At 43.4% G+C, this 26,828-nt stretch carries 20 protein-coding genes; 6 read left to right on the top strand and 14 right to left on the bottom strand.

The genetic code is table 11. The features are described from left to right. Nucleotides 1-72: 72 nt before the first annotated feature. The gene (gene cysC, locus FM038_RS15610; protein WP_142874268.1) at nucleotides 73-714 is read left to right on the top strand and encodes an adenylyl-sulfate kinase; all 642 of its coding nucleotides are present in this window, start codon (nucleotides 73-75) and stop codon (nucleotides 712-714) included. A gap of 143 nt (nucleotides 715-857) precedes the next feature. Beyond that, a complete protein-coding gene (locus FM038_RS15605; RefSeq protein WP_142874267.1) occupies nucleotides 858-1,817 on the top strand; it encodes a DHHA1 domain-containing protein in 960 nt (319 codons plus the stop codon). Nucleotides 1,818-2,041: 224 nt separating this feature from the next. Here the strand turns inward: FM038_RS15605 and FM038_RS15600 are convergent, their stop codons facing one another. From FM038_RS15600 to FM038_RS15540, 13 genes are all read right to left on the bottom strand, one after another. Beyond that, the gene (locus FM038_RS15600) at nucleotides 2,042-2,524 is read right to left on the bottom strand and encodes an REP-associated tyrosine transposase (RefSeq protein WP_142874266.1); all 483 of its coding nucleotides are present in this window, start codon (nucleotides 2,522-2,524) and stop codon (nucleotides 2,042-2,044) included. A gap of 358 nt (nucleotides 2,525-2,882) precedes the next feature. Beyond that, nucleotides 2,883-4,103 (bottom strand): CDP-glycerol glycerophosphotransferase family protein, encoded by a 1,221-nt coding sequence (locus FM038_RS15595; protein ID WP_142874265.1) that lies wholly within the window; start codon nucleotides 4,101-4,103, stop codon nucleotides 2,883-2,885. A gap of 15 nt (nucleotides 4,104-4,118) precedes the next feature. Continuing rightward, nucleotides 4,119-4,532 (bottom strand): adenylyltransferase/cytidyltransferase family protein, encoded by a 414-nt coding sequence (locus FM038_RS15590; RefSeq protein WP_142874797.1) that lies wholly within the window; start codon nucleotides 4,530-4,532, stop codon nucleotides 4,119-4,121. An 80-nt stretch (nucleotides 4,533-4,612) separates the two neighbouring features. Continuing rightward, the gene (locus tag FM038_RS15585) at nucleotides 4,613-6,052 is read right to left on the bottom strand and encodes a nucleotidyltransferase family protein (protein WP_195873080.1); all 1,440 of its coding nucleotides are present in this window, start codon (nucleotides 6,050-6,052) and stop codon (nucleotides 4,613-4,615) included. Between the two features lie 64 nt (nucleotides 6,053-6,116). After that, complete coding sequence (locus tag FM038_RS15580) at nucleotides 6,117-8,189, bottom strand: WecB/TagA/CpsF family glycosyltransferase (RefSeq protein ID WP_142874264.1); 2,073 nt, start codon at nucleotides 8,187-8,189, stop codon at nucleotides 6,117-6,119. Between the two features lie 278 nt (nucleotides 8,190-8,467). Continuing rightward, on the bottom strand, nucleotides 8,468-9,511 hold the full coding sequence (locus FM038_RS15575) for a glycosyltransferase family 2 protein (protein WP_142874263.1): 1,044 nt from the start codon (nucleotides 9,509-9,511) through the stop codon (nucleotides 8,468-8,470). Further along, nucleotides 9,501-11,000, bottom strand: a complete 1,500-nt coding sequence (locus FM038_RS15570) for an oligosaccharide flippase family protein (RefSeq protein ID WP_142874262.1) — start codon at nucleotides 10,998-11,000, stop codon at nucleotides 9,501-9,503. Before FM038_RS15570 ends, FM038_RS15575 begins: the two co-directional genes overlap by 11 nt. Nucleotides 11,001-11,287: 287 nt before the next feature. After that, on the bottom strand, nucleotides 11,288-12,589 hold the full coding sequence (locus FM038_RS15565) for an O-antigen ligase domain-containing protein (RefSeq protein WP_142874261.1): 1,302 nt from the start codon (nucleotides 12,587-12,589) through the stop codon (nucleotides 11,288-11,290). A gap of 21 nt (nucleotides 12,590-12,610) precedes the next feature. Further along, entirely contained in the window at nucleotides 12,611-14,017 is a 1,407-nt protein-coding gene (locus tag FM038_RS15560; protein WP_142874260.1) for a GumC domain-containing protein, read from the bottom strand. Nucleotides 14,018-14,035: 18 nt separating this feature from the next. Next, the gene (locus tag FM038_RS15555) at nucleotides 14,036-15,298 is read right to left on the bottom strand and encodes a polysaccharide biosynthesis/export family protein (protein WP_142874259.1); all 1,263 of its coding nucleotides are present in this window, start codon (nucleotides 15,296-15,298) and stop codon (nucleotides 14,036-14,038) included. A gap of 62 nt (nucleotides 15,299-15,360) precedes the next feature. After that, nucleotides 15,361-15,702: an STAS domain-containing protein gene (locus tag FM038_RS15550; RefSeq protein ID WP_142874258.1), complete on the bottom strand. Its 342-nt coding sequence runs from the start codon at nucleotides 15,700-15,702 to the stop codon at nucleotides 15,361-15,363. 403 nt (nucleotides 15,703-16,105) lie between these two features. Then, a complete protein-coding gene (locus tag FM038_RS15545; RefSeq protein WP_142874257.1) occupies nucleotides 16,106-16,498 on the bottom strand; it encodes an ATP-binding protein in 393 nt (130 codons plus the stop codon). A 111-nt stretch (nucleotides 16,499-16,609) separates the two neighbouring features. Then, nucleotides 16,610-17,926, bottom strand: a complete 1,317-nt coding sequence (locus FM038_RS15540) for a SpoIIE family protein phosphatase (protein WP_142874256.1) — start codon at nucleotides 17,924-17,926, stop codon at nucleotides 16,610-16,612. Between the two features lie 315 nt (nucleotides 17,927-18,241). On the opposite strand from FM038_RS15540, the gene FM038_RS15535 reads away from it, so the two are divergent. The 4 genes from FM038_RS15535 to FM038_RS15520 all read left to right on the top strand — a co-directional run bounded on the left by FM038_RS15535 (nucleotide 18,242) and on the right by FM038_RS15520 (nucleotide 25,270). After that, a complete protein-coding gene (locus FM038_RS15535; RefSeq protein ID WP_142874255.1) occupies nucleotides 18,242-19,120 on the top strand; it encodes a phosphate/phosphite/phosphonate ABC transporter substrate-binding protein in 879 nt (292 codons plus the stop codon). An 18-nt stretch (nucleotides 19,121-19,138) separates the two neighbouring features. Then, complete coding sequence (locus tag FM038_RS15530; RefSeq protein ID WP_142874254.1) at nucleotides 19,139-22,708, top strand: PAS domain S-box protein; 3,570 nt, start codon at nucleotides 19,139-19,141, stop codon at nucleotides 22,706-22,708. A gap of 136 nt (nucleotides 22,709-22,844) precedes the next feature. Further along, nucleotides 22,845-24,392 (top strand): sigma-54-dependent transcriptional regulator, encoded by a 1,548-nt coding sequence (locus FM038_RS15525; protein ID WP_142874253.1) that lies wholly within the window; start codon nucleotides 22,845-22,847, stop codon nucleotides 24,390-24,392. Nucleotides 24,393-24,526: 134 nt separating this feature from the next. Beyond that, nucleotides 24,527-25,270 (top strand): phosphatase, encoded by a 744-nt coding sequence (locus tag FM038_RS15520; RefSeq protein ID WP_142874252.1) that lies wholly within the window; start codon nucleotides 24,527-24,529, stop codon nucleotides 25,268-25,270. A 58-nt stretch (nucleotides 25,271-25,328) separates the two neighbouring features. Here the strand turns inward: FM038_RS15520 and FM038_RS15515 are convergent, their stop codons facing one another. Further along, the gene (locus FM038_RS15515) at nucleotides 25,329-26,795 is read right to left on the bottom strand and encodes a capsule assembly Wzi family protein (RefSeq protein WP_142874251.1); all 1,467 of its coding nucleotides are present in this window, start codon (nucleotides 26,793-26,795) and stop codon (nucleotides 25,329-25,331) included. Nucleotides 26,796-26,828: the final 33 nt, after the last annotated feature.

Below are 26,828 nucleotides of genomic sequence, written 5' to 3'. Positions count from 1 at the left end.
TTGCTTTTATCTTCTTACAACTTACAACTTACAACTTACAACTAGATTTTTAGAGTATTTCAAGGATTGTTAATGTCACCGTATAAGGCTGTAGAAACTGAAGATAAATCCTCCGATGTCGTTTGGCATCTGGCGAGTGTGTCTCATGAAGAGCGAGTTAAGAGTCATGGGCACCGCCCTGCTGTGCTGTGGTTTACTGGGCTTAGTGGTTCAGGCAAGTCCACCGTCGCTAATGCGGTCGATAAAATGTTGCACGACCTTGGTTGTAAAACCTATCTTCTCGATGGTGATAATGTTCGCCATGGTTTGAATGGCGATCTAGGCTTTTCAGATCAAGATCGAGTTGAGAATATTCGTCGTATCGGTGAAGTTTCCAAACTGTTTGCTGATGCTGGTTTACTGGTTTCGACGGCGTTTATCTCGCCATTTACGGTCGATAGAGAGCTCGTTAGAGGTCAGCTACAAGCAGGTCAATTCATTGAAGTGTTCATTGATACGCCAGTAGAAATCTGTGAGCAAAGAGACCCTAAAGGCTTATACAAGAAAGCTCGCGCCGGTGAGATTAAAAATTTCACCGGAATAGACTCAGCCTATGAATTGCCGTTGCAGCCAGAAGTGCATGTGAAAACCGCAGAGCACTCTATCGAAGCCTGTGCGAAACAGGTTGTCGATTATCTTAAAAGTCATGGTTATTTAAAAGCAGTTTCGAGCTAAAGATAGAGCTAAGAAAGTCTCGAGTTGCGAGTAAAAGATTAAAGAAAAACTAAGAATTCATTGTTAGTTTTAATGTTTTGGTTTTTATCGAGCGTAACTTAAAACTTAAAACTTAAAACTTAAAACTTAAAACTTAGGCATTCATGAATTACGATATTTTTAATGGTGATGCCGACGGTATCATCGCCTTGCTGCAACTTAGATTAGCTAACCCAATTAATGGTGAGTTGGTGACCGGCGTTAAGCGTGATATCCAGCTGCTGGAGCAAGTGCAGGTGAGGCCTGAAGATCGCCTTACGGTACTCGATATCTCAATGGAGAAGAATAGTGCTGCCTTGATCAATGCGCTCGATGTAGGTGCAGATGTCTTTTATGCCGATCATCATAGATGTGGTGATATTACTCAGCATCAGAATTTGCAGGCCCACATAGATTTAGATGCCAATACTTGTACTGCGCTGATTATCGATCAGCTGCTAGAGGGGCAATTCCACCTTTGGGCGATCACCGCAGCTTATGGCGATAACCTTATTGCTAAAGCCGATGAGCTAGCGACAAAGGTTAATTTGACTAAAGTTCAAGCCGAGCAACTTAAAGAATTAGGTACCCTGATCAATTACAATGGATATGGCAGTAACATTTCAGATCTTCATTTTCATCCCGCAGATCTTTATCGAGCCTTGCTTAACTACCCAAATCCTTTCGATGTCATTATAGATACAAACTCACCTTTTAATCTGCTTCAAACAGCCTATCAACAAGATATGGACAATGCCTTGGCCATAGAGACTAAGCATACTAGCGCTTGTTTATCTGTGTTCGAATTGCCCAATACGGCATGGGCAAGACGGATCAGTGGGGTTTATGGCAATTTTCTCGCGAATCAGCAAACAGACTCAGCTCATGCTGTACTCACCGATAATAATGACGGCACTTATACCGTTTCGTTACGGGCACCGCTTGATAATAAACAGGGAGCGGGTGATGTGTGCAGCCAGTTTGAAACCGGTGGTGGTCGCGCCGCCGCAGCGGGAATTAATGCCCTAGCAAAGTCTGATCTGCCTAATTTCATTAAATCTGTAGAAAGCCATTATCTTGTGTAGGAGGGTCTTCAGCCCCGAATCTTTTATTTACATCAATCAATCGCGGCTAAAGCACGCTCCTACGGTGAATGATGTTTCATAGTTTGATTATGTAGGAGGTTCTTCAGCCCCGAGGTGTAAATTACCAATAAAGGCCATCGTGACTAAAGCTCGCTCCTACGGTGAATGATGGTGCATTGTTTGATTATGTAGGAGGGTCTTTAGGCCCGAATCTTTTATTCACATCAATCAATCGCGGCTAAATCCGCTCCTACGGGGAGATATATGCAATCCCAATGTGAGTAATTGCCAATATTGTCTACTAAATTTGCTCTCAATGGGTTAGCAACTATGTACCTCATCACTTCTTTTATCTCTTCATCTTGCCTCAAGCAATGATCGTAAAAACCTGGTTGCCACACTTTAATATTTCGTTTCAAATGAGTATTAATCTGTTTGGCACTTCGACCTTTAGTCGAGCCTACTGCGTAGCTTAAATCGGCGGTTTCATTTAACTGAAACAGCCAATGAAGATGGTCGGGCATCAAAACAAAACCTATAGTGTTAGTGATATTTAATTTGTCAGTGTGTTTTAGGTTATTTATGACAATACGAGCACAATCAAAGTCGAGAAAAAGTGCTTCTCTGTTATGTGTATTCGTCGTCACAAAATAGTAATTGTTACCTTCGCTATATCTTCCTGTCCTTAAGTCCTTTCCATGTTTCATCACTAGTTCCTTCTAGATTCTTATTTACGACGGTACGACGAGCTTACTAAATATAGCCAAAATTTCGCGGCTAAAGCGCGCTCCTACGGTGTGTGGGATTTAATCTACCGATGTTGGTGCATGGGGTATTGGTCTTATCTTGTGTAGGAGGGGTTTCATTGTAGGAGGGGCTTCAGCCCCGAGGTGTAAATTACAAATAAAGGCCATCGCGGCTAAAGCGCTCCTACGGTGGATGATGGTGCATTGTTTGATTATGTAGGAGGGTCTTTAGGCCCGAGGTGAAAATTACCAATAAAGGCCATCGCGGCTAAAGCACGCTCCTACGGTGAAGCTGTGCATCGACAAAAGATATGGGGGCTTAAGATTTCATATAGCTTTCTATGGTGTCGAAGGTGTCTTGGGTTTGTTGGTTCCAAAAAATATTTTTAAGTTGCCTGTAATGTAGGGATTTTGTGGGGGATTGTTCAAAACAGCTGCCCGTTTTTATTGATTGCAGTAACTCCTGAAAGCTATTGATATCATTTTGCTTAAAGGCTTTGCCTACAAGTGGTAAGTGCTGAGTATAGTCATAGTTTTCACGTAGTGAAGTTTGTGTCTGTGATGACGCTTGTTGAGTTTTCTGATGATAAAATAGCGTGGGTATATTATGTAAAAGCAGATCGATAAACAGAGAGGATTGGTCGGTTATTAGCAGGTCAATATCATGCAAGATATTATAAACATCCTGCCAATGAGAAATATCTATGATGTTATCCAGTGTGCCTATCCGTTTGCCTAAATGTGCTTCATTGGGGTGAAAGCGTACCAAAAATAATTGATTACTCTGTTGCAGCTGCTTTGAAAGTGCTTGCCAGTTAAACTCCTGCTGATCTTGGTTCTGCTGAGATTTATTATGTGTCACTGCCGTTTGATCATTCCAGGTCGGTGCGTACAAGATCACTTGAGCGTATTTGTGTTTGAACATCTCGGTTAGCGAACACTTTTTTTCTGGATAACGGCGATAATAATCGGTTCGCGGATTGCCACAGCGGTGGATTTTACTGTTTGAGAGTCTAAATGCCGACGAATAGAGGCTATCGACTATGGGGCTTGGGCTTAGCATTAAGTCAGGTCTGACATGCTGCTGGTGGAATTTTAGCGAATTACTGATGCGCTTAAAAGCACTGGTGCTGTGGTAGGTATTTGCTAGTGGACCTGAGGTGATATCGAATTCAATCTTTTTTAATGGCGAGCCATGCCACAGGTTAACTTTAATCGCCCCTTTAGCTAGGTACTGGTTAATGTCTCCAATATAGCTATTGTAAAAATAATATTTCGCCGTGAGACAATGAAAGAGTCCCTTATAGCTCCAACGGTGGTAAGCCTCATAACCTTCATTGTTTAACTGTTTGACTATGTTAATGTCGCCGCTTATCCATATGGTCTTAATGAATTGATTACGTTGCCAGTGTAGATAGAGATATTTAGCATTGTCGCAGAACTGATCTTTATAGCTGCCCATGACGGCTTTATTCACTCTTGGAAAAAAACCTGAAGTGAAGTAGATGATTTTTCTCAACAATAATAGGTATGTGCTCATAATCATCTCGCTTTATTACTGAGAGTTTGCTGGTGACGGTAGCTCAAGGGATAAACTGTTTTTTATCTCTGTGGTTGAGATATGTCCGGTTCGGTCTAAATATATCACTTCACAGAGGTTGGCTAATGAATCAAATTTCCCTTGCCAGTCGTTGCCCATGCCAAAAATATCGACATTGAGTCGTTGAATGTCCTGGGGCTTTTGTTGCCAATGTGTCTCTGGTACGACTAAGTCTACATGCCTACATGCTGCAACAATTTCGGCTCGTTGCTGATAATTGAAAAAAGCGGCTTTGCCTTTCAGTGCATTAAACTCATCGGTAGAGACACCAACGATAAGCCTATCTCCGAGCATTTTTAGTCTGTGCAGTAAGCGCACATGGCCATAATGAAACAGATCAAAGGTGCCATAGGTGATTATAGTCTTCATCATGTTGCTCCTCGGTATGGTGGGCTTCGAGTTATGAGTTACGAGCTACGAGCTATGAGCTTCGAGCTATGGGCATAGAGTTATAAGCTACTCGCTATGACTTGAGCGTTGCTCTTGCACGCTCTACAAACCAGGTGTAAATACTTTATGGCTCTTTCATCTGCATCAAACTCAAGTTCTAACATGTGACGCTCTTCTTCAGGTGCGCTGGGCTCTAATAGCAGCTGCACAGGGCCAAAAATACCTAACCGGCGATCTTCTTTACCTGTTGAATATCTGGCTTCAGGCGCATCACCGAATAGATCCAATTTGCCGGTTAATACATAAAATATTTGCGGTGATCTGGAGAGCAGTTTACTGGGAATGTTCCATCGCCAGGCTTGAAAATTTCGCCCTGAGTTATCGATGAAGATATCTGATATCGTGGACTTCTCAGCGTTAGAGTCAGAGTGAGGTTTAAAGGTATTTCGTAATGATGAATAGATTGATAGCAGTGGCCACAGCGGCAAGCTAAGCAGGAGTATTATTGACAACATAAAGCGGGTCATTATTCCTGTTTTATTGGTCGAGGATTTAGCCTGAACTTCGTTTGATCCAATTAACGCTTGATCGTTAATTTGTATTACCCCAGAGGTTTCTACGTTGATCAGTAAGTTTTTACAGAGGATACTGTTACTCACTTCTAAGTTCCCCCCCACGTAGGTATTAGCCAAAATCATACTGTTATCGATGATAGAGGTTTTATCAATTAAACAATTTTGGCCTATCACCACACAGCCTTTAAGTTGCACATCCTCTTCAATTTGGCAGTTTTCACCTATGATCCCCCATCCGCTCTGTTTATGCAGCTCATCGGTATTAGTTTTGGGGCCCACATAAAAATCCTGCTCGGGACTTGCGGAGAGGTAACTGCGCTCATTGGGCGTTAATGACGGCAGTTCGTTGGTCGCTAAGGCCTTATTGGCGTTCATGTAGCAAAGAAAGCTATCTAACATGAAGCAACGTCCGTGTAAGACGAGTGTGACGACGCTTTTGTTATCGCAATGAGGCAAGAATGGCCAGTTAATATCAGCAATATAGGGAAGGGCCGCAGGAAGCAACATCATGCCGGCATTTTGGTTTTCCATTTTGGCTTGGACGAAGTCATTAGAGAACTCCTTTGAAAAATCAATGAAATGAGCTATGCAGGGGGAGCGGAATATATCGCCTCTAACGAGTAACAGGCTTTCATATGGAGCTAGAGCGAGTCGTTTTAATATCTCGCCTGTATCTTCTTCTGGTTTACTTAAAAAGTACTCAATATCTAATCCCCATTTTTCGCCATGTCCTAAGTGATTCTCAATCTCTTTGGCTTGAAATGAGATCACTAATTTTATCTGGGTAATACCCGATTTGACGATATCCTCTAAGGTGTATTCGATCACGGCTTTATTCCCAACGGGAAGTAAAGCTGGACAGTAATGGCTATTCAAAGGGGCTAATTCATCACCGGTTCTGTTAGCAAAAATGATGGCTTGCATGCGCATTACTCCATAGTGAAAGTGTTTGAATAATTTGTTTATTGATTGTCTTTTTTAAAATGTGCTAATAAGCGCCACGGGCTAATATCACAGCTGGTATGGTTTTAATGAGCAGCCAGATATCAGTTAAAAATGATTGTTGGTAGATGTAATCGACATCGAGTTCCACTTGCTTATCAAATGGAATGTTTGAGCGGCCACTGACTTGCCAAATACAGGTGATCCCAGGTTTAACGGCGAGCCTTCTCCTGTCTTGCACGCTATATAGCTTCACTTCAGTAAGCAGGGCGGGCCTAGGACCTACGAGTGACATATCACCACTGATGACGTTCCACAGTTGCGGCAGTTCGTCGATTGACAGTTTTCTTATTATTTTACCCACTAGGGTGATCCTTGGATCTTGCTTCATTTTAAATAAAACGCCGCCTTGCATCTCATTGGCCGATTGCAGCTTGCTAAGACGCTGTTCGGCATTTTGGTACATAGAACGAAATTTCCACATGGTAAAAGGAATATTGTCCTTACCCGCTCTTTGCTGGTTGAAAAGTACTGGCCCTTTAGATTCCAGGCGGATTAACAAGGCTACGGCGATCAGCAGTGGCAATAGGATGAATAGCAATATGCTGGCGCAAGTCAGATCGAGTCCACGCTTTAAGGATAGGTTTAATCTGGCAGCGGCTCTGCGACGCTTGCAACGTTGTGTAGCTTGGCTATTCTGTGTTGCGTTGTTACCGAAATGAGCAAGGCTGTTATCCATTGATGGTGTATTGTCTGCTTGCTTCAGCGCTGTCGCCGCATTAGCTTGTGTGTTGCTTTGCTGCTTCTCTTTGGCTATTTCACGCCACACTCGATAGAGAAAAAGCGGATTACCTAAAATGTAGCGTTTCCACATGCGCTTAGGCTCTTCAGCCAGGCGGCAGACCCACTCCATGCCAATTTGTCTTACCCATAGCGGTGCTCGAATGATTTTTTCAGAGTAAAAATCAAATAAGCCACCGACGCCTATACCGACTGCAACATTGAGAACAGGCTGATGTTTTTCAAGCCAGACTTCCTGTTTTGGCGCGCCCATGGCGACCAGTAAAATGCTGGCACCAGAAGCGTTGATTTGAGCAATAACCGCTTGTTCGTTTTCTACTGAATCAAAATAACCGTGGTGGGTACCTGCGATAGTTAAGTTTGGGTATTTATGCTGCATATTTTCAGCGGTTTTGGCTGCAATGCCTGCTGCGCCACCGAGGAGAAAGATAGATAAGTTATGTTCTGCGACTTGCTCGCACAGGCGGGGAAACATGTCGGTGCCGTTTAGGTTGTCTTTGGGTGAAAATCCCTTCCACAGGCTCGCGATACGGATCCCCGAGCCATCGGCAAACACCTTGTGACAGCTATGCTGTAAGCAGCGACGGTAGAAGGGGTCGTTAACACTCATATTCAAACAATCCGCATTAACAAAGGCATATTGGACCATACCTACTGAGTGTTGGCTTGTTGCTCTTGGGTCTATTTTTGTTTGACATGCCTTGTACATAACTGATTGCTGCATGAAGTTTGATAGCATGTCATCCATGCTGATATTGCTGAGCTTTAGTTCAAATAGTGGGATCTCTGGGGATGAGGTATCAGCTTTAGGGCTGGAAAATATCGATGCGATAACAATCCTAATCGCTGCCATTAAATATGAAGCTATGCTGTTTTGTGAGCCTTGTAGTAGACCCTGTTGGCTCTCAAAATTGATGCCCATTGTTTGATGCATCTGTTCAAAGGAGAGTAAGCCTGGTTTTCTCTGTGTCGTATGCTTGTTGCATTGGCTTTGAACTTGTTCTTTAGTTTGCGCTTCTAAATAGTACTGTTTTTCGCTGCCAACTAATGAAAGCTCTCCACGCAGCAAATTGAGCAAGTAGGGCCATCGACAACAGATCCCTTCTCCGCTGAACTGGTAAAGAGCGATTTTTCCTCCGCTGGTGTCATGTATATAGACTTTCTCAATGGCTGTGGCATAGCGACATTTTCGATAGAGGTACTTAGAGACTAAGACGGGGGCCGCGCCCATAATAAGTAAAACGGCAATCGAGATGTCGGTTGCTCTAACTAGCTGGCCCTTCATATTGGCGCTTTGTGTTTGAGTATCTGAGATCATAATTTATGCCCTATACCTTGAGACTATATTTCATTGCTATCTTTTGTAATGCATAGCTTAGGCCAGTTTTTAAACTTGTTATTTATTAGGTGCTTAGATTGGATTTAATGATTTTACACATCAAATGTAAGCTCGACGTTGCAGTTTGCATATTGAAAATGCATTGCGCAACGCGGTATGGGGAATAGTTTTAAGTGGTAAGTGGTTCAATGAACTTCAAAAATTAAGCCCATAAAAATGGGCTTAACGGTATTGCTATAAAATGTGATTAATCCTTGCTATGAGATTAATGATGATTTGACACCGTCTTTGCTTATGCGCATTTTTTGAATGTGACCCATAAAGTATTGGCCGACATTCTCAAAGACTTTATAAACTGACGGCGGTAATATCCAAAGTAAATATGCGGCCGTTAAGGTGATGCAGGTTCTCCCTGTCTCGACCATCATGATGTTCGGTGACACCTTCAGTGCTTTGTTGATGAGCTTAATAGCACTTTTACCTTGACCATTTCTGATGGCTTGCCTAGCTAAGTACCTTAATTGATAAGCTCTGGCATCTTGCTCATGTTTTTTTAATAACTTAGGCGCAAACAGTTTTGCTTTATCTATCATCATCTCCCATGAGGCGAGCTGCTTCATGGTATTGGATGATAAACCTTCTTGATTGAGTCGATAGAAGGTGAGGGGAGCGGGGATCCCTTCCATTTGCCAATCTGTCGTCGCCACTATTCTAAGCCAGCATTCGATATCTTCGGATTGACGAAAACGTTCATCGAAGTAGCAGCTGTAATCTTCGTTATGGTTCAGTGCTTGAAAGCGAATGTCATTGAGCGTTTCACGGCGGATCACCGGCGCTGAGCCATTTCCTACTGGGTTTCTGCATAAAAGATGAGCGGCCGTTATCCCTTTAAGCTGCGGCATCTGGTAAAAGTGAATCAGTTTACCTTTATGATCCATAAAACTTGAGCGTGAAAAACTGATCCCCACTTTTGGCGATTGTGCTAAATGCGCCACATGTAAGCGTAATTTGTCTGGATGCCACATATCATCTGAGTCGATAAAGGCAATGAACTTGCCAATCGCGTGTCTTATTCCGGTATTACGTGCGGCAGCTAGGCCCTTATTTTGCTGATGATTGACGATGCGAATTCGGTGATCTAGCACTGAGTGGCAAACTTCCAGGCTTTTATCTGTCGCACAATCATTAACGATAATCAGCTCGAAATCAGTAAATGTTTGCATCAACACTGAGTGAATGGCGCTTTTGACAAAATGCTGCACATTATAGACTGGCATAATTACAGAGACTTTAGGCGTCATGGGAAACCTCCTGATTAAAAGCTTTAGTTGTTGTACCAGCAGAGCGCTGGGCTATGGCGTTAGTCCTAGGTTGAATATTATTTATTGTGCTAGCCGTGGACTGAGGCTGACTTGCTGTGGGCTTGATGTTATTCAGTGTAAAAAAGTACACATAGAAGCTGATTGCAGGCATAGCAATAAGATGAATAAGCAAGATCCCTAAGGCAATACCCGTTAACCCCCATTGGCTACAGAGACAAATTGTTAACACTAGAAGTAGGGTAAAGCCGATATTCAGTGTTAAATTTTGCTGCTGTAAATTAATACTGATCAATAGCTGGCTGGCAGCTTCGCCTAAGGGTCTCACCAGTCCACTGATACACAGTAAGATGAATACGGGGAGCGCGCCGGCATCAATCCAATGTGCGCCGTAAACAAAAGGCAGATAGAGGGGGGAGAGTACTGCCTGTAAAACCACAATGGGCACGGTTATCTTGAAGATGACAGATAATGAATGCAGGTAACGGCTTTTAATTTCAGTTGAGTTCGATGCTGGTGTTGTTGGCATCTTGGCATTTTTAGGCTTGTCTTTATCTGCATCATTGCAAGAGCACAGGTGAGAATAGAGGGCGGTTCCATAACCTTGAACAATGGCCGAGCTGATCCCTAGGCTGGCATTGAAGGCAAAAAAGTATACCCCTAATGCTTCAATACCGAGAAAGTAGCCGACTAATAGATAATCTATGTTCTGTCTTAAGGCGATACTTAAATCACTTAAGCCGACATGCCCACCAAAATGCAGTAACTCTTTTATCGAAACGTGATGTTCAGACTGGTTATTGATAGTGCTATTTGGCATCTTAATTTGGCCAACATCGAGGTGATTTGACTCGCTCTCCTCCCTTAGCGGGTTGTGATATCGGTGGATCCCAATCCATATCAAGATCACTAAGACTTTAGGGATAATAATCGCCCAGATCCCTAGGCCTAATAAAGCGAGGGCCCCGGTCAGGACACCATCTCCGACGGTCTGCCAGAGTATGGCGCGGCCAACGATACGCATTTTATTGGCTCGTAAATTTGCGGCGGCGTGCAGCATGCCAAAAGGAAGTAACAGATAGCTTGTTGCCATGAGTATCATAGGCGGGATTAACGTTGAATCCTGATGATAATAAGAAAGAGGCCAGCTGAGTAAGCTCATGGCAACAAATGCGAGTATTGAAGCGTACCAGTTAATTTTGTGAGCAGGTTTAAGGGCTGCTTGAAAGTGCTGCTTATCCATCTTAATCAAAGATGCTGAGGTGATCCGTCTTGTTGGCGTACAGATAAGCTCAAAACAGGTCAGTATGATGGCCACTTCACCAAATACCTCTGGCGTCAGTAAACGCGCCAAGATAATGCTTGATGCTAATCTGACGACTCTTCCAAGCACCTGCGCCGAACCAAGCCAGAACAGGCTTTTAGTAAAAGAGCGTTTCATTGCACTTGAATGAGGATCCGTTGAAGGCATCTTGTTTCCTTTAGTCAGTATTGAATAATCCACTGAACGTTTTATTAACTGCTCTATGCCTTATAGCAATACACTATCTATGCCAGTTATGTATTTTGTTATAAGATTATGATTTATAGGTTGTTTATGTGTATTTTGTGTTTTTTTAGAAGGGAGGGCGATTCAGGTTTTGCAAATTGTTATGTATTTATGAGCAGAACTAACAGTGATTTGCAAAATGCAAATGAGCCTAACAGCAGAGTATGAGCTTGGATGTGTTCACTGCGGGGGCTGGTGGTTCTGCTTCTTTATGAGTATGAGTATGAGTATGAGTATGAGGCTTTGGCGGCCGTGATTGAGCCATTTTCCTTGTGCGCTATGCCCAAAATAATTAACCCAGGCCAAAAGAGGTAAGCAAGGATTTCCAAGTTTTCCCCGAAGGTATATAAAAACAGTTGCAGTAAGATTGCCAGGGCTGATGCTGAGGTAGCTGATTTAAATACTGAGCCAAGTAGAGTGATAAAACTCACGATAAAAGGGACGGCGAGCACGATAGCGCCCACAAGACCTTTGACAAATAACAAGCCATACCAAGTGTGATGCGAGCCTATTGGCATATATTCAACAAGGTGGGGGCCTCGCTCAACAATGCCATGCCCCCATACTAGGGCTTCATTGGCCCAGCGTTCAATGGCAATATTGCCCAAATGCTCTCTGACTCTTGTAGAGCCTGCTCTCGCTGACTTGAATGCTGCAATGCTTAACTCTATTTTTTCTAATACTTGGGTGCCTAATAAGCCGACCAGTAGGGTGAGAGGCGAAGCTATCAAATATAGCCAAGGCGACTTATGCCAGCGAATAAACGCAAAATAAAGCAGTAATATCATGTAGCAGACCAGCGCTAAGCGTGATTGTGAGATCAGTACCATGGTGAGGCTACCGAGCAGGCCATAGACTTTATATCGCATGGATGTTTCCTGAATCGCGAAGTTCAAGAATAAGTTGCCCATCATGCCCAGTGCCGGTGCCCAAGGAGTAAAGAGTCGCCACCTTGGCATACCACTGCCTGGGTCTATTTCATATAAGCTGACACTGAAAAACTCAGGTCCAGGTCCACCGATTATGCTCAGAGGAGATACATATAAGGTGCTCGGTAGTTTAACTAGCCAGGCAAAGATACACACAGGAATGATCAATAAGGTGTATTTACAAATAATGCATGAGGCTCTATAGATGATTTCAGGTCTGATGTTTAATGAGCCTATTAAGGGAAATACAGCTAACAGCGCCCAACCCTTTGCCCAACCAATGCTGGACTTAATTAACTTTGGTATGCCTAACTCATAATCAAAATGGGCGATAACTAATGAAATGAGCATAATAGACATGCCAAATATCCAGCTCATTTGAGCTGGGCTCACCACAAAATCTTGTCTATCAAACACAAATCGCTTTGCCATTCTTAGCAGAAGCACCCAACCTATTACTGGCGCGACGATATACATAGCGCCTAAGATCCAGAATAAATAGGTACAAGTCATGCTATACCACACCAACTTCTCATCGCTATTCATTAAGTGAGGGTCGGCCTTGAATTGCTTTTTAGCCATTTTTCAGTCTCTTTGTTATGGTTAAGTCATTAATATTTTTTGTAAAATAGGCTTTCTAATCCATAAGATACTTAGGCCAGCCAAACTGAAAATGGAGGCGATAATACCGCCGAGTAACGCAAGAATTGTGGCGAGTTTTTTTGGCGTTTGTGGCAGCGAAGGTGGCGCAAGTAACTGGATAAGTGGATACGCTGAATAGATGTCAGCTTTACCTACATCCATCTTTGCCAATGCCGAAGTAAATACGGCGGTTGCAAGTTGATGCTCCCGATGGAGATCTTCAAGTTTTGCCGCATCATCGTTGCTGCTTTCGAGTCGGATATCCCAAGCATCTATTTGGACTGTTAAGGCATTAATTTCATGACTTAGCCCTTCGGCTTCGGTAGTGACTGAGAGGAGTTGCTTCATTAATTGTGCTCGACCATCAATATCATCGGCCGACAGTTTTAGCATGAGATCATCATTCTGATAGCCTAAAAGGATTTTACAGCGCTTTCTTAATGCTTGATAAAGCGCACTCTGTTGGTGTCTTTGGGTCATGACTTGAGGATGCTTTCGACCGTAACGGCCTGAGTACTCCGCTAAGGTGGTGGTCGCTTCGGTATAGATGATGAGTAATTGTTGGTAAAGCTGATCATTTTTAAGTTTGAGCAAGTCGGCAGCTTGTCTGGGATTAAGCGATAAATGCAGCTCTAACATTTTTTGGCTGGCTATTAGCCCTTGAAGCTTTGATACCATAATGACTTTACTGTGTCTAAGCCTTTCAATGGTCAAGGCGAGTTCTTTAAATTGATCGAGTGAGACCAAGCCTATTTTAGATTGAAAATTGAGAATTTTTTGCTGAGATAAACTCACTTTTTTAGCAAAACTGTCTAAACCTTCTTTGACGCCATTCTCCCTTTGTTGAGTCTCATCCTCTCTTAATCGAGATAAAAGCGCTTGTAGACTGTAATAATGAGCCCATGCTTTATCTTGTGCTTCTTGAGCCGTGCTACTGCTGATCGTAAACTGCATAAGCCCGGTTTGATTTGGGAGCTTTAATTTGGGTTTGCCCATGGCCTGGCTAGATATGTTGACGGTCTTAGCAGCGGCGTTCATTAACACACTGCTGATCGAGAGTGCTTTATAATTTTCTCTGGGATCGATGGCCGAGCTGGCATAGGGAGAGGTGTTACTGCTAGAGGCTTGACCAATACTGTCTAAGTTAACCATTGCGCCAGCACCCGCGCCAGGGAGAATAAGCGTCCATTTGCTTTCATAGCGAGTCGTCGAAAATACTAAGGTCAAGCTGACTAAGGTCCAGATAAGAGCCAGTGCAGCGAATGCTGTCTTAACATAAACCCAGCGGCGGGCATTGATTGGCAGACTGCTACCTTTCACTGCCGCGCGTTTTAGCCATAGAAGCTGACTTGGATGATGCTTTTTCATGGCCATTCCTTGTGCTAGTTACAGCACGCCGAGTAATGTAGCTGGGACGATGATCTCAGTGATCGTGCGGGCAATTTCACGAAGGTTGGTCACCCCAGAGTCATAGCAGGCGATACCATCACCGGGAAGTAAGATTGGATTCATCTGTGGTTGCCATGATTGTGCTATCAGGCTATCAATCGAGCGCTCTATCACATCGACTTGTTTTGTCATCGGGTTTTTTGTAATGAGTAGGATATATCGGCTAGCATTGGTACTTTGTGCTCCGCCGACACAGTTACCGCCTATTGCGCCGGTTAATAAGCGTGTGCCATAGGGGAATCGGGTCGCATCAGTGTCGACAGCTGATTGTGAGTTGCTACTCGCAGGCTGAGTTAAGTTGGAAATGAATACCCTTATCCCTGGGGCTGTGATCTGTGAGGGGCGGGCAAGCTCGTCATTAAAAATATCTTTCTGAGGTACATGTATATGGTCGTTAGCCATTAAGGTTAACTGAGGCACTGGATTGCCGTTTATCACCCCAGATAAATCTAAACTCATCTTATTAGTACCACGAGTGACGATGATATTTTCTAAATCAGCATCTGGGCTTATGCCACCTGAAGCGCGTAGAGCCGCAGGGATTGAGCGTTCAGATGCTTGATCGCCAGTATGACTATTAGCATCATCTTTAAGCTCGGTGTCAGACTTATGGTTGATCAGGTGCAGTCCAGGCTCAAACACTGCGCCAGATACCGTGATTTCAATTGGGGCCCATCTTAGCGGCAGCACACTTATTCTGATGGTGCCTGAAAGCATGAGTTGTTCATGAATAAGCTGCTTTTCAATATTGAGTTTTAATTGACTAAAGCTGAGCCCCTGGGCTTTAATTGCCGCTAAGTAGGGAAGGTAGATATAGCCGTCGGCATTCACTTCAACGTCACTGCTGAACTCTTCACCATTTAAAATGCCTATGTTTAGCTTGTCGCCCTTAGAGAGCTTGAGATTACCGAATGCCTGTTTTTCTAATGTGGCATCGATGAGTGCTGTTGATGCCGTTAACGGGCTGGTATTGATAGAGACACTCGATGAGGCATATTGCTTTGAGACCCGCTTTCTTTGGTAGGGAGTGTGGCGACCAAAGTAGTGACAAGTTTGGGCTTTGATTGAATCTGTTTGCTCACTGCTGTTACATATATTCCACTTGTCACTTTTTATCAGCGCGGGAGTGACACAAGCTGCAAGGTTTAGCGCAAGAAATATTGTCAATCCTTTAATCGTACTGCTATCTAACTTATCCATGTTGCGCTCCTTGTCATTGTTCATTTAGCACTTATTGCCATTGGTATGACTCAGTCTCAATGCTACTGGGCACATATGTGCTCAATAGCGGCATCCTTGTCTTCGAAGATGGTGAAGATATGATGCAGGCGAGTCAGTTCGATAAGGGCACGTACGCCGGCAGAAGGAGAGAGTAAAATGACTTCTCCACTGCGTTGCTGAGTTAATTTATGGGCGGAGACAAGAATCGATAATCCACTCGAGTCTATGTATTCAACCTGATGAAGATCCATCACCAGTTTATTACTACCCGTTTCGATTTGGCGAGCAATGGCCGCTCTCATCGTTGGGGTTTGAGCCATGATCATTTCTTTAGGCAAGGTAATTAAGCATGCGTTATCGAGAGAGAGTGGATGGAATTTCATATGTAGCTCCTTAGCTATCTTGATCATTTTTACGATTGATAGTTAGGATTTTGCACAAGTCGTGCCAAGTGGTAAGATATTGATATTTAACGTTTTTAATTTATTCTGGAGCTAGGTGTGTGACATTCGAACATCTTTTCAAAGGTGTGCGATGCAAATTGCAAAAATGACATGACGATGAGATGAGTGCATTTGGAGCGCTGCCGATAGCTAATTCTTGCCGTGGTAGAGAAGCACTTGGTTGGGCGAGTTGATTTAAGGGCTAATAAATACCAATCAGTATAAAGATGTGATCGCTCAGCGAGAGTTTAGCGCTTCAGAGGCAAGAAAGAGCATAGTTAAACTAGGCTCTAGCTCGTTAACGCTGTATCAGATGCACTAAAACTCGCCTTTCAGGAGTGTTTTAACTTCTTAACAAGCTTAATCTTAGATGGGTACCAGCCACAGATGCTTGAAATCTCATTTGGTCCATCCAATTTTGAATGATCCATAAGCCCCTGCCTGAGAGTGAGAGAGGAGATGGACAGCTGACTTGATCGTCAATGTCCGTGTAGGGAGAGTTATCGAGTAGGTCGATCGTGATGATATCTTGATTGCAATGAATGATCACCACAACCTCTTCTAACTGGCTGTCAGTATGTTCGAGCACATTCGATAGTGCCTCCAGAATACAGGTGATGACTTTAAACCTTTGTTGTGTCCGTACTCTATTATGCTGGAGAAAATTCTCAAGTTCTGCGCAGAGCATTTTACTGGTCCAAATTTTTTCTGATAGATTCAATTGAATGCTATTCATAACTCCTCCAATTAGCTGTGGCTAAGTGTTATTTATGTCCGATATCGATGTAATGTGCTTTATTTGCCCCTTAGCGCTATCTGTTTGATGGTATTTATCCGTTCGGCAGTATTATGCATGTGCGGCCGACTTCTGGCTCATGGTCACAGGAAATTCAGCGCGATAATTGACAAAATCACTGCTCGAACCTTGCAACTTTGAGGTGGAGATTATCATCATAGAGATATCGTCCTGAGGGGATTTTTGCTGCCATAGCTCAAGGGAATGGCTTAAGTGGTGTAAAAGTGATTCTGGGGATAATTGACGTGCATCCGAACAGGCTTTGAGCAGCCTCTCTTGGCCGAACTCTCCGAAGGTTGGATGCTGGCACTCATAGACACCATCTGAATACAAGATTAAGTGCTGGTCATTATCCAGAAAGAAGGAGCTGTACTCATATTGAAATGTGTCGTCGATACCCAGTGGCAAGCCGGCGTCTATATTCATCATCGACGCTCTGTCTTTATCTAATAGTATTGGCTGTGGATGTCCGGCAATGGTGAGTCTCACCTGGCCGCTATTGGTATTGGCAATACCTAATATTAATGTTGCGAATCGGCCTGCATTTTCAGGATCCTCAAAATCAGCATTGAGCTCAGTGACAATGAGTGCAGGGTCTAAACTGTCCCAGTTGCAGGTTTTACTGCTTAGCCTTTGCGCCAGTGTAAAACTTTGCATTGAGGCTGCTATCCCATGACCTGTGACATCAAGCAGGTAAAAGCCCAGATGAGAGTCGTCGATGTGAAAGCACTGAAAAATATCGCCAGCTAACTCCTGTGCTGGTTGGAACCGGGTGGCTAGGTTCCATTGGTTAATTAAGCTACTCGATGTTGGCAGTAAAGAGCCCTGTAACCTTGCTGCACTGTCTAAATCTTGCTGAATTTGCGATAAGTATGCCTGCTCTTTTATCAATGCATCATTTAACTCAATATTTTTATCGGTTAAATGTTGCTGCATCTTTACGATACGAGCTGCAGCTAAGAGTCTTACTTTTAAGATACTGGGATTGAATGGTTTAGTGAGGAAGTCATCGGCACCAGACTCAATGCCTTCAATCATATGCTTAGCCAGATTGTTGGCTGTCAACAGTATGATGTAAGGGGGGTTAGTAAGCTGTTTAAGTTTTTGGCAAAGCTGTGGTCCCGTGATCCCAGGCATACGCCAATCACTGATAACGATATTTGGTCGCAGCTCTTGGTACATAGCTATCGCTTCTTCACCATTGGCGCAGCTAAAAACTTTGACGCCTATGCTTTGTAATAGGTTAACAATAAAGAGGCGTTCACTTTGAGTATCTTCAACGAGTAATACTGATAGTGTTTTTAATTGACGCTTAAATGAATCGGAAGCGATTGTTGCTGAAGTATCTGCAGTCATAGGTAAACTCATGATCGTTCATCGTTGTGATAGCAAATAAAAAGCAAACTTTGTGCCATAGATGGAATGAGGACTGTATGCAGTTGTTAACATTGAAGAACAGTTTGACTCGATTGAGAATTTTTTGGATATTCTCAAAGAGGTTGGGTTTTAATTGCAAAATGCAAATGCGTCATCCATATTGAAGTAAGAGGGTGTTTTCTTGTGTAAAGCGGATCTGGAGACGCTTTGTTTTATCTCTGTATTTTGTATTAGAAATCGACTCGCTCGTATTTGGCATAAGCTTTGCTCCAGTACCTATATTCATTCCAGGTAAGGATGTGCAAAATGAAAATTTCACCATGGTTACTTTTTTCTCTATGGCTTGTTTTAATTTCGTTTAGTCAGGGTGTTTCTTCCAATCAAACCACTGAAATTAAAGAGGGTATGATTGAACCTGTTGTACTTTCTTTTGGTGTCGTACCGCAACAAGCTGCGAGCACGCTTGCAAGAAAATGGTCACCACTGCTTGCCGCATTGTCGCAAAATGCAAATTTTCAATTGCGTTTTGCGACTGCTCCCGATATTCCCACTTTTGAAAAACGACTCACAAATGGCGAATATGATATTGCTTATATGAACCCCTATCATTTCACCGTGTTTAATGAAACACCTGGCTACCAGGCGCTTGTGAGAGAGAAAAACAAAAAATTACAGGGGATCATCGTTGTTAGAAAAGATTCTCATATCGATTCTCTTGAACAGTTACAGGGGGCGACGATGGCATTTCCTGCTCCTGCCGCATTTGCGGCGAGCGTACTGCCTAGGGCTAATTTGCGAATAAAGGGGTTAACGAATCAAATCAAGTATGTGGGTTCTCACGACTCTGTGTATCTGGCAGTAGTGCAAGGGTTAGTCACAGCTGGTGGTGGAGTGAAACGCACCTTTAAAACCATGGATAGCAAGGTGACGAGTCAATTAAAAGTGCTCTGGGAAACGCCGGGTTATACGCCTCATGCTATAGCCACTAACCCAAGAGTCGAAGCCAGTATCATTAGTGAGCTGGTCGATAAATTTTCCCACCTATCCTCAACAGAAGATGGGTTAGCTTTACTCGATAGCCTTGGGTTTAAGCCTTTTGAAGTGGCAGAAAATAGTGACTGGGATGATGTGAGGGCGCTTGGGTTAGGGAATTTTGCTAAACCTCTTGAGACGATAAATGAATAGGCATTTGGGAGTTTTCTGATGACGTTTAGATTAAAAACGGTATTGGGCATCGCTTTAATCGAAGGGGTGCTGTTAATGCTATTGGTGTATACCAGTGTTGACTACCTGAAAAGCTCTAATCAGGCCGAGATAGAGAAACGTGCGCGTTCTGTGGTCACGCTTTTTGCCGCTGCCGCGAAAGATGCGGTAATAAGTACAGATGTATCCACTCTACAAGAGTTGTCGAGTGAATTGCTCGACAACACTCAGGTGTTGTATGTGGAGATTTATGATAGGAGCGATCTGTTAGTTAGAGCGGGAGAGCCTGGGCTTAAAAATGCCCAAGACCCAAGGAACCTTAATGAAAATACTGATCAGTTTGTTTTGCAAGGAAGCGGGGCGTCTGCTGTCTCTAGTTTCGTTGGCGTAGAAGATGGCGTGCTAGATGTGACGGCTAACATCGTCGAGTCTGGCTACACCTTTGGCCGAGTTGAACTTGGCATAAGTGTGAGTGAATTTGATCAATTCCTTGCTAGCGCCACAAAACGGTTTACATCAATTGCCGGACTCGAGATGGTTTTGGTTGCCCTGTTTTCATGGTTATTAGGCAGCTATCTAACCAAAAATTTAAGCCAGTTAAAGCGAGCGTCGAAACGAATTCTTAACGGTGAGACTGGCATTCAGATCCCTGTTAACAGTAATGATGAAATTGGCCAGACGACCCGGGCTTTTAATCAAATGATTGAAAAAATAGAAATGAATACCAATGAGCTAGAGAGTGCCAATACTCGACTGAGTACCATTTTAGAAGCGGCAGTGGATGGTTTTATTATCATTAATACCAAGGGGATCATTGTTCAAGTCAACCCTGCGGTTGGCCAGCTGTTCGGTTATGACAACGATGAGTTAATTGGGAAAAATGTGGCTATTTTTATGCCTAGTCATGAGCGTCATATGCAGAGTGACTTTCTGCTGGGATTTGTTAACTCAAAGAAAGATGTGGCTCAAGGGCGAGGTAAAGAGTTAGTGGCCCAACATAAGAGCGGTAAGCTATTTCCAATAGAGTTATCAGTTTCTAAGATGTCGATAGAAGGTCAAATAATGCTACTTGGCTTAGTGAAAGACTTAAGTGATGTCAAACGTAAAGAGGCTGATGCTAAACGCACCGAGTCAATTTTGTTGGCTACTCTGGAAGCGAGTCAAGACGCATTAATAACCATAGATATAACCGGTAGAATTCAAGAGTTTAACGACGCTGCCAGTTTGTTGTTTGGCCATTCAAGGGAAGCGGCATTGGGTGAAATCTTAGAGGATCTCATATTTGTCGATATCGAAAGAAAGGCTTTCAAGGAAGGGTTAGAAACGTTCAGACAAACTGGTAGTGGCCCGGCTATCAGGAAGAGTATTGAACTGATGTCTATGAGAGCAGATGGTTCAAACTTCCCTGTAGAGATGAAGTTGATCCCAGTGCAGCTCGGAGACGAGATCTTGTTGACCGCCTTTATACACGATGTATCCGAGCGGCTACAGTATGAAACGCAATTAAAACAAGCAAAAGAGCAAGCTGAATTGGGCAGTAAAGCCAAATCAAGATTTCTTGCAACCATGAGTCATGAAATTCGTTCTCCACTAAATGCTGTGCTTGGGGGAGTGGAATTGATGCTAGATTCAAAATTGAATAAAGATCAGCGGATATACGCGCACACCGCCAAGGAAGCTGGCACAGCTCTGTTAAGTACCATTAATGATATTTTGGATTTCTCTAAAATTGAAGCGGGTCAAATGGTACTTGAAAACATGAGTTTCTCTCCTGCCAAAATGGTGGCTCAGGTCATGCAAATCTTAGCGCCAAAAGCCCATGAAAAGGGAGTTAATCTGGCGACGTTTATTAATCGAAATGTACCCGACTTAGTTAAAGGTGATGCTCAAAGATTACGTCAGGTGATACATAACTTAGTCGATAATGCGATTAAGTTTTCAAGTGGTGGCTGTGTGTCTGTAGAGATGTGGATCCCAGATAGTCATCATCAGGAGGTGCAACTATTTTGTGCTGTCACCGATGAAGGGATTGGGATTAGCCTACCGGCTCAAAAGAAGCTGTTTAAGGAGTTCAGTCAAGTTCATGATGAACACAATACTATCTATAAAGGCACTGGACTCGGTTTAGCCATCAGTTCTGAGTTGATCACTATGATGGGAGGAAAGATAGAGCTCAGTAGTCGCCTCGGCCATGGGAGTTGCTTTAGGTTTGATGTGCGTTTGCAGTTAGTAGAACAAACGGCTAACCATCTTAATCATATTCCCGCCCATGCTAGAGTGCTACTGGTTCATCCGGATAAGACATTTTCACACTTAGTGAGAAAGCAATATAGCCAGTATGGTGTCAATACAATCAATGTGGGCAAAGTATCGGACATCTTAAAGCTAGAAGAGGTAAGAGGTCGCTTTAATCTGATCCTGTTTGATGATAGCTGCATGTCAGATTTGAACGTAAAGTTAGTCAACCAGTTAAAACGGGATTTTATTTTTGATGAGGGCATGGTCGCTGCACTGATGTCAGGATTGAATCCTGACATGCCAGGTGTGCTCGCCGATATTGGTCTGGAGCAAGTGATCAATAAACCTTTGAGCCGGGAGATGATGTTAGGCCTGCTCAGTGGCGAGAGCCCTTGTGAATATGAAATTGGAGACGTTGAGACTGTATTACCGGAATTAACGGCAAGAAATAAACGCTTATTACTCGCTGAAGATAGCCCATCTAATCGGGTGATTGCTGGAGCCATGCTCGCAAAATCAGGTTTTGAAGTTGAATATGCGCATAATGGCAGGGAAGCTGTGATCATGTCAGCCGAAAACAGTTATGGTTTGATATTGATGGATATGCGTATGCCAGAGATGGATGGTGTCGAAGCAACCAAAGAAATTTTATTAAGCCGGCCCGACACTATCATTCTTGCCATGACGGCCAATGTACAAAAAGAAGACGTAGAGTCGTGCCTTAACGCTGGGATGAAAGACTTTGTGGCTAAACCCGTTAATCAAGTTGAACTTGTTAAGGCCATTAATAAGTGGCTTCCTGAGATGAAGGTAATAGAAGAACCCAATATTTATCGACTTCATAGTGGAAAAAATGTGGAGAAAAGTTGTGAAGAAAGTTGTGAAGAAAGTGCTCAGGAATTAAGCTTGAATCAACAGCCTACAATAGATGATGTTATGAATGCTAAAATAGAAGATTCGAAAGTTGTCGAAATAAAAGTCATATCTATCGAAAAAATATTTGATGAATTAGTGCTTTCAGAACTCTATGAAGCACTTGGACAGGAATCTTTGGAGGGGATGTTTAAGGTCTATCTTCAAGAGACTCGTGAGCGATTAGCCACACTTGAGTCATTAACTTTGTCTATGAATTTTGATGAAATCGATGATCAAGCTCATACGTTAAAAAGCAGTTCGGGGAGTTTTGGTGCTCAAGCCCTTTATGAAGTGGCCAAGTGTCTTGAAAATAGCGCACGTGAAAAAGATTTGAAAGAAGTTGAATCATATTTAGCTGAAGTCAAAGAGGTTGGAGAGCAAACAATCAAAGCGTTTAGCAAACGGTTCGCGGCTTGATATTGTCGGTCAGGTTAACGCTGTTCATCTATGATTAGCCTCTAGACTGCTGACATTGCACTTATCATGTTGAAAATAGTGCCATTCAACTAGTGTCATGCAACTAAGGTAAAAGAATATTAAGGTAAAGGAATATATGGAAATTAGTCACTCATTTACCGTTTTACTTGTCGAAGATAGCATGTCTTTAGGGGCATTATACACAGAGTACTTGCGCACAGAAGGTGGTAAGGTCACCCATGTTAATCATGGAGTGGATGCACTCAGCGAGCTTGCACAGTGGCAACCGGATCTTCTGGTCTTGGATATTAAACTCCCAGACATGTCAGGCATGGATATTTTACAAAAAGCCCAGTCTCAATATCCTGATACGACAGTGATCATGATCACCGCCCATGGCACAATCGATCTTGCCGTTGAATCGATGAAGTCTGGTGCTTTCGACTTCATTATCAAACCTTTCGATGCAAAGCGCCTCTCTATAACAGTACGAAATGCGCTGAAGCAACGCCAACTTGTCAATCTCGTGTCCAACTATGAGAAAAGTCTACCTAAAGAAAACTACATGGGATTCATTGGTGAGTCTCTCGCGATGCAAACGGTCTACAAGACCATTGACTGTGTTGCTAGCAGTAAAGCATCAGCATTCATCGTAGGAGAGAGCGGTACAGGGAAAGAGGTCTGTGCTCATGCAATCCATCATGCAGGTCAGCGCCGTGACAAACCCTTTATTGCACTTAATTGTGCATCCATTCCAAAAGATCTTATAGAAAGTGAGATTTTTGGTCACACCAAAGGGGCGTTTACTGGCGCGATAGCCAATAGAGACGGTGCTGCGACAAGAGCCAATGGTGGAACCTTGTTTCTTGATGAAGTTTGCGAAATGGATCTCGAGCTGCAAAGTAAATTTTTACGCTTTATACAGACGGGAATTTTTCAGAGAGTGGGCGGCACAAAAGAAGAGAAAGTGGATGTGCGTTTTATCAGTGCGACTAATCGACTCCCATGGGAAGAGGTTAAAGCTGGCAGATTTAGAGAGGATCTTTTTTATCGTTTACATGTGATCCCCATTGAGTTACCGGCTTTAAGAGTGCGAGGGAAAGATGTGCTGTTACTCGCCCAAAAATTCTTAAAAGAATATAACGCCGAGGAAGGTAAGCAGTTTAAAAGTTTCAGTAGTGATGTTAAAAAGGTTTTTCAGGATTATCATTGGCCGGGAAATGTACGTCAACTACAAAATGTTATCAGACAAATAGTGGTGCTCAATGCAGCGACTGTCGTTGAGATGAGTATGTTGCCGTCTCAGCTACAAGGGGAAAAAGGCCCAAGCGCTAAGCTTGTCAGTCCAATTAACCGTGTACCAGATAGCAATATAGCAGCACAAGCTAATCGATATCAGTCACCAGAGCATACTAGCAATGTGAACGTTGGAAATTATGATGGATTTGCTTCGTTGGTCGAAGGAAGCCAGATATCAAATCAATCACATAAAGCATTAGCAGGTCAAAGTGGTGAGGACATTATTCCGTTATGGTTATCCGAGAAGCATACGATCGAGGCTGCCATTGAGCATTGTAATGGTAATGTGCCGAAAGCGGCCACCATGCTAGATATCAGCGCTTCAACGATTTACCGAAAGCGTCAGGGATGGGATGATTTGCAAGACGCAGCTTCTGAAAATTAGGCTAAGTGCTTATACCTGTTCCATTAAATAAGTGATTTTAAATTTAACGGAATTGGTCTTATACCAATCGGTATTGTAAAGGCGTAGTATCTTGGACACTGATATTTTCAATGTAAAGTACAAGAAGAGCCATTATGAAATACCTTGTAGACACTCATGCCCACACCATCGCCTCTACTCATGCTTATAGTACGGTTCATGATTACATTGCAGTGGCGAAAGAGAAAGGCTTGCGGTTATTTGCGATAACCGATCATGGCCCAGATATGGCCGATGCCCCTCATTTCTGGCATTTTGTCAATTTGAGAGTGCTGCCTAGAATTATAGATGGCGTTGGTATTTTAAGAGGCATCGAGGCGAATATTAAAAATACTGCGGGAGAAATTGACTACTTTGGCGATTACCTGCAAGAGTTAGACATAGTGTTGGCCGGTTTTCACGAACCCGTTTTCCCCCCTTCAGATAAACAGACCCACACTCAGGCACTGATCAACACCATAGAGAGTGGTAATGTGGATATCATTACTCACCCGGGAAATCCTGCTTACCCTATCGATATCAAGGCTGTGGCAGTCGCTGCCGCCAGTGCTCATGTGGCACTCGAAATCAATAACTCCTCGTTTAAGATGTCCCGCAAAGGCAGTGAGGCTAACTGTGTCGCAATCGCAAAAGCCGTTCGAGATGCAGGGGGCTTGTTAGTGATGGGCTCAGATTCTCATGTCGCCTTCAGTTTAGGCGAGTTCTCACAAGCGCTGGAGATCATAGAAGAAGCGGAATTTCCCGCTGATAGACTATTAAATCGAAGCCCAGAGGCTTTGCTCTCATTTCTGACGAAGAGAGGGCATAAGACCCTGGAAGATTTTTCTGAGTTAATTTAATAAGAAGGTACTAGATTAATTAAGAACCTAGGAACTAGGTCCTAGGCTCTTCTACAGATTAAAAGCTTCTTTCCCAGGCAGCATAAACACTCGTATCCCAGTCATCACCGCCACTGGTCATATATTCGCTATAACCTAAGGTGCCACCGACTTTTAGCGTGCCTTGATAAAACGGTCTGTGATAGCTGGTATCGAGCTGAACCACACGTTCATATTCACCCGGTGATACCGGATTGCCACCTTCGGGGTTAGATGTATCAGTGCCATCGATATTGAGTTTTAACAACCTCAGTTTGTTGGTGATGTTTTGACCGCCACCAAGCTGGGTGATCCCACCAACCACCAAGGTTCGCGAGTCATTATCATAGGTGCTGCCTAAACTCTTACCATAGTAGCGATAGCCATCTTTATAAAAACCGTGTTCATACATGCAGTTGTAGACTTTGGAATCAATACCACAAGAAGCTGCAGTGTCGGCATATTCGATGAAGATGCGAGTATTGATATTGCTTAATACAAAATCGACTCCGCCCATGTTCGATGCGTTGATCAGCTTGTTCTTACCGTTATGGTAATCTTCATGGGTGCGTTCGTAATAGATGCCGTAGGGGATACCAAACGCAGTGTCTGACCAGCGAAAATCATAGCCTGCCAGCATATTTTCTTGACCATTTTCGAGTTCACCTTCGACTCCACCACCATTAAACAGTCCATCCCACCAGTCGCCTAAGCTGTTGCCATAACCTTCTCCGCCCCATTGCATGGTCCAAGAGAAGCCGACCTCTAACTTTGAGATGGGTCTTAATGTGCCACGAGCGCCCCAATGCTTGGTCTCTGGTACATAACGGTCACTTTCCATCTGGCTAAAGCTGGTGGTGAAGGTCCAAGGACCGGCCCAGCTTAACCAAGGGGTTTCGAATGCTTGGCTATTATTACGACTAAGGGTTATCCCAGGCATAGGCCTAGCGTTTGTGGTCTGAATTAAGCCTGTGTCCCAGCCTGGTCCCCAATATTTTTGTTGGGCGCCAGCACTCACAATCCAGTTGCCTAACATGACCGCTGCAAAACTATTATCTAAGCGTGCGCTGTTGCCATCAATAGGATCATAATGATAACTGGCAGCAAGTCGGCCACTGAACCATTCTTTGGTCACTTCAGCATTGACTGTGGTTTCGGCTTTGTCACGGTAATCATGACCAAATCCTAGAAAACGAGCACTATCTGTTGCTGCTGCCAGTTTAACTTCAGCATTAAAGCTTTGATGATCTTTGTTGTAGGCAGACATGACTCTATCGAACGCACTCGCTTGCATTGACGATAGCTGCTCAACTTCAGCTTTATCCATATCTTGCTTCAACCCAGCCCACATCAAGGGATAGGTGGTGACGGGCTGGAGAATAATACCCGTGTCTGCGAGCAGTTGAATGTCGGCTCTGAGTGATAGGTCGTTAGGCTCTACCCACCAAGCGGCTTGTGCTGATGCACATGAAAGAAGTAATAATCCTGATAATATTTTGAGTTTCATGGTGATCCCTTATGTCATTGGCTGAGATTCTAA

This window comes from Shewanella eurypsychrophilus (genome assembly GCF_007004545.3).
GTDB lineage: Bacteria > Pseudomonadota > Gammaproteobacteria > Enterobacterales > Shewanellaceae > Shewanella > Shewanella eurypsychrophilus.
Note: the sequence above shows the minus strand (reverse complement) of the source record. Positions and strands in the feature narration are given on the sequence as shown.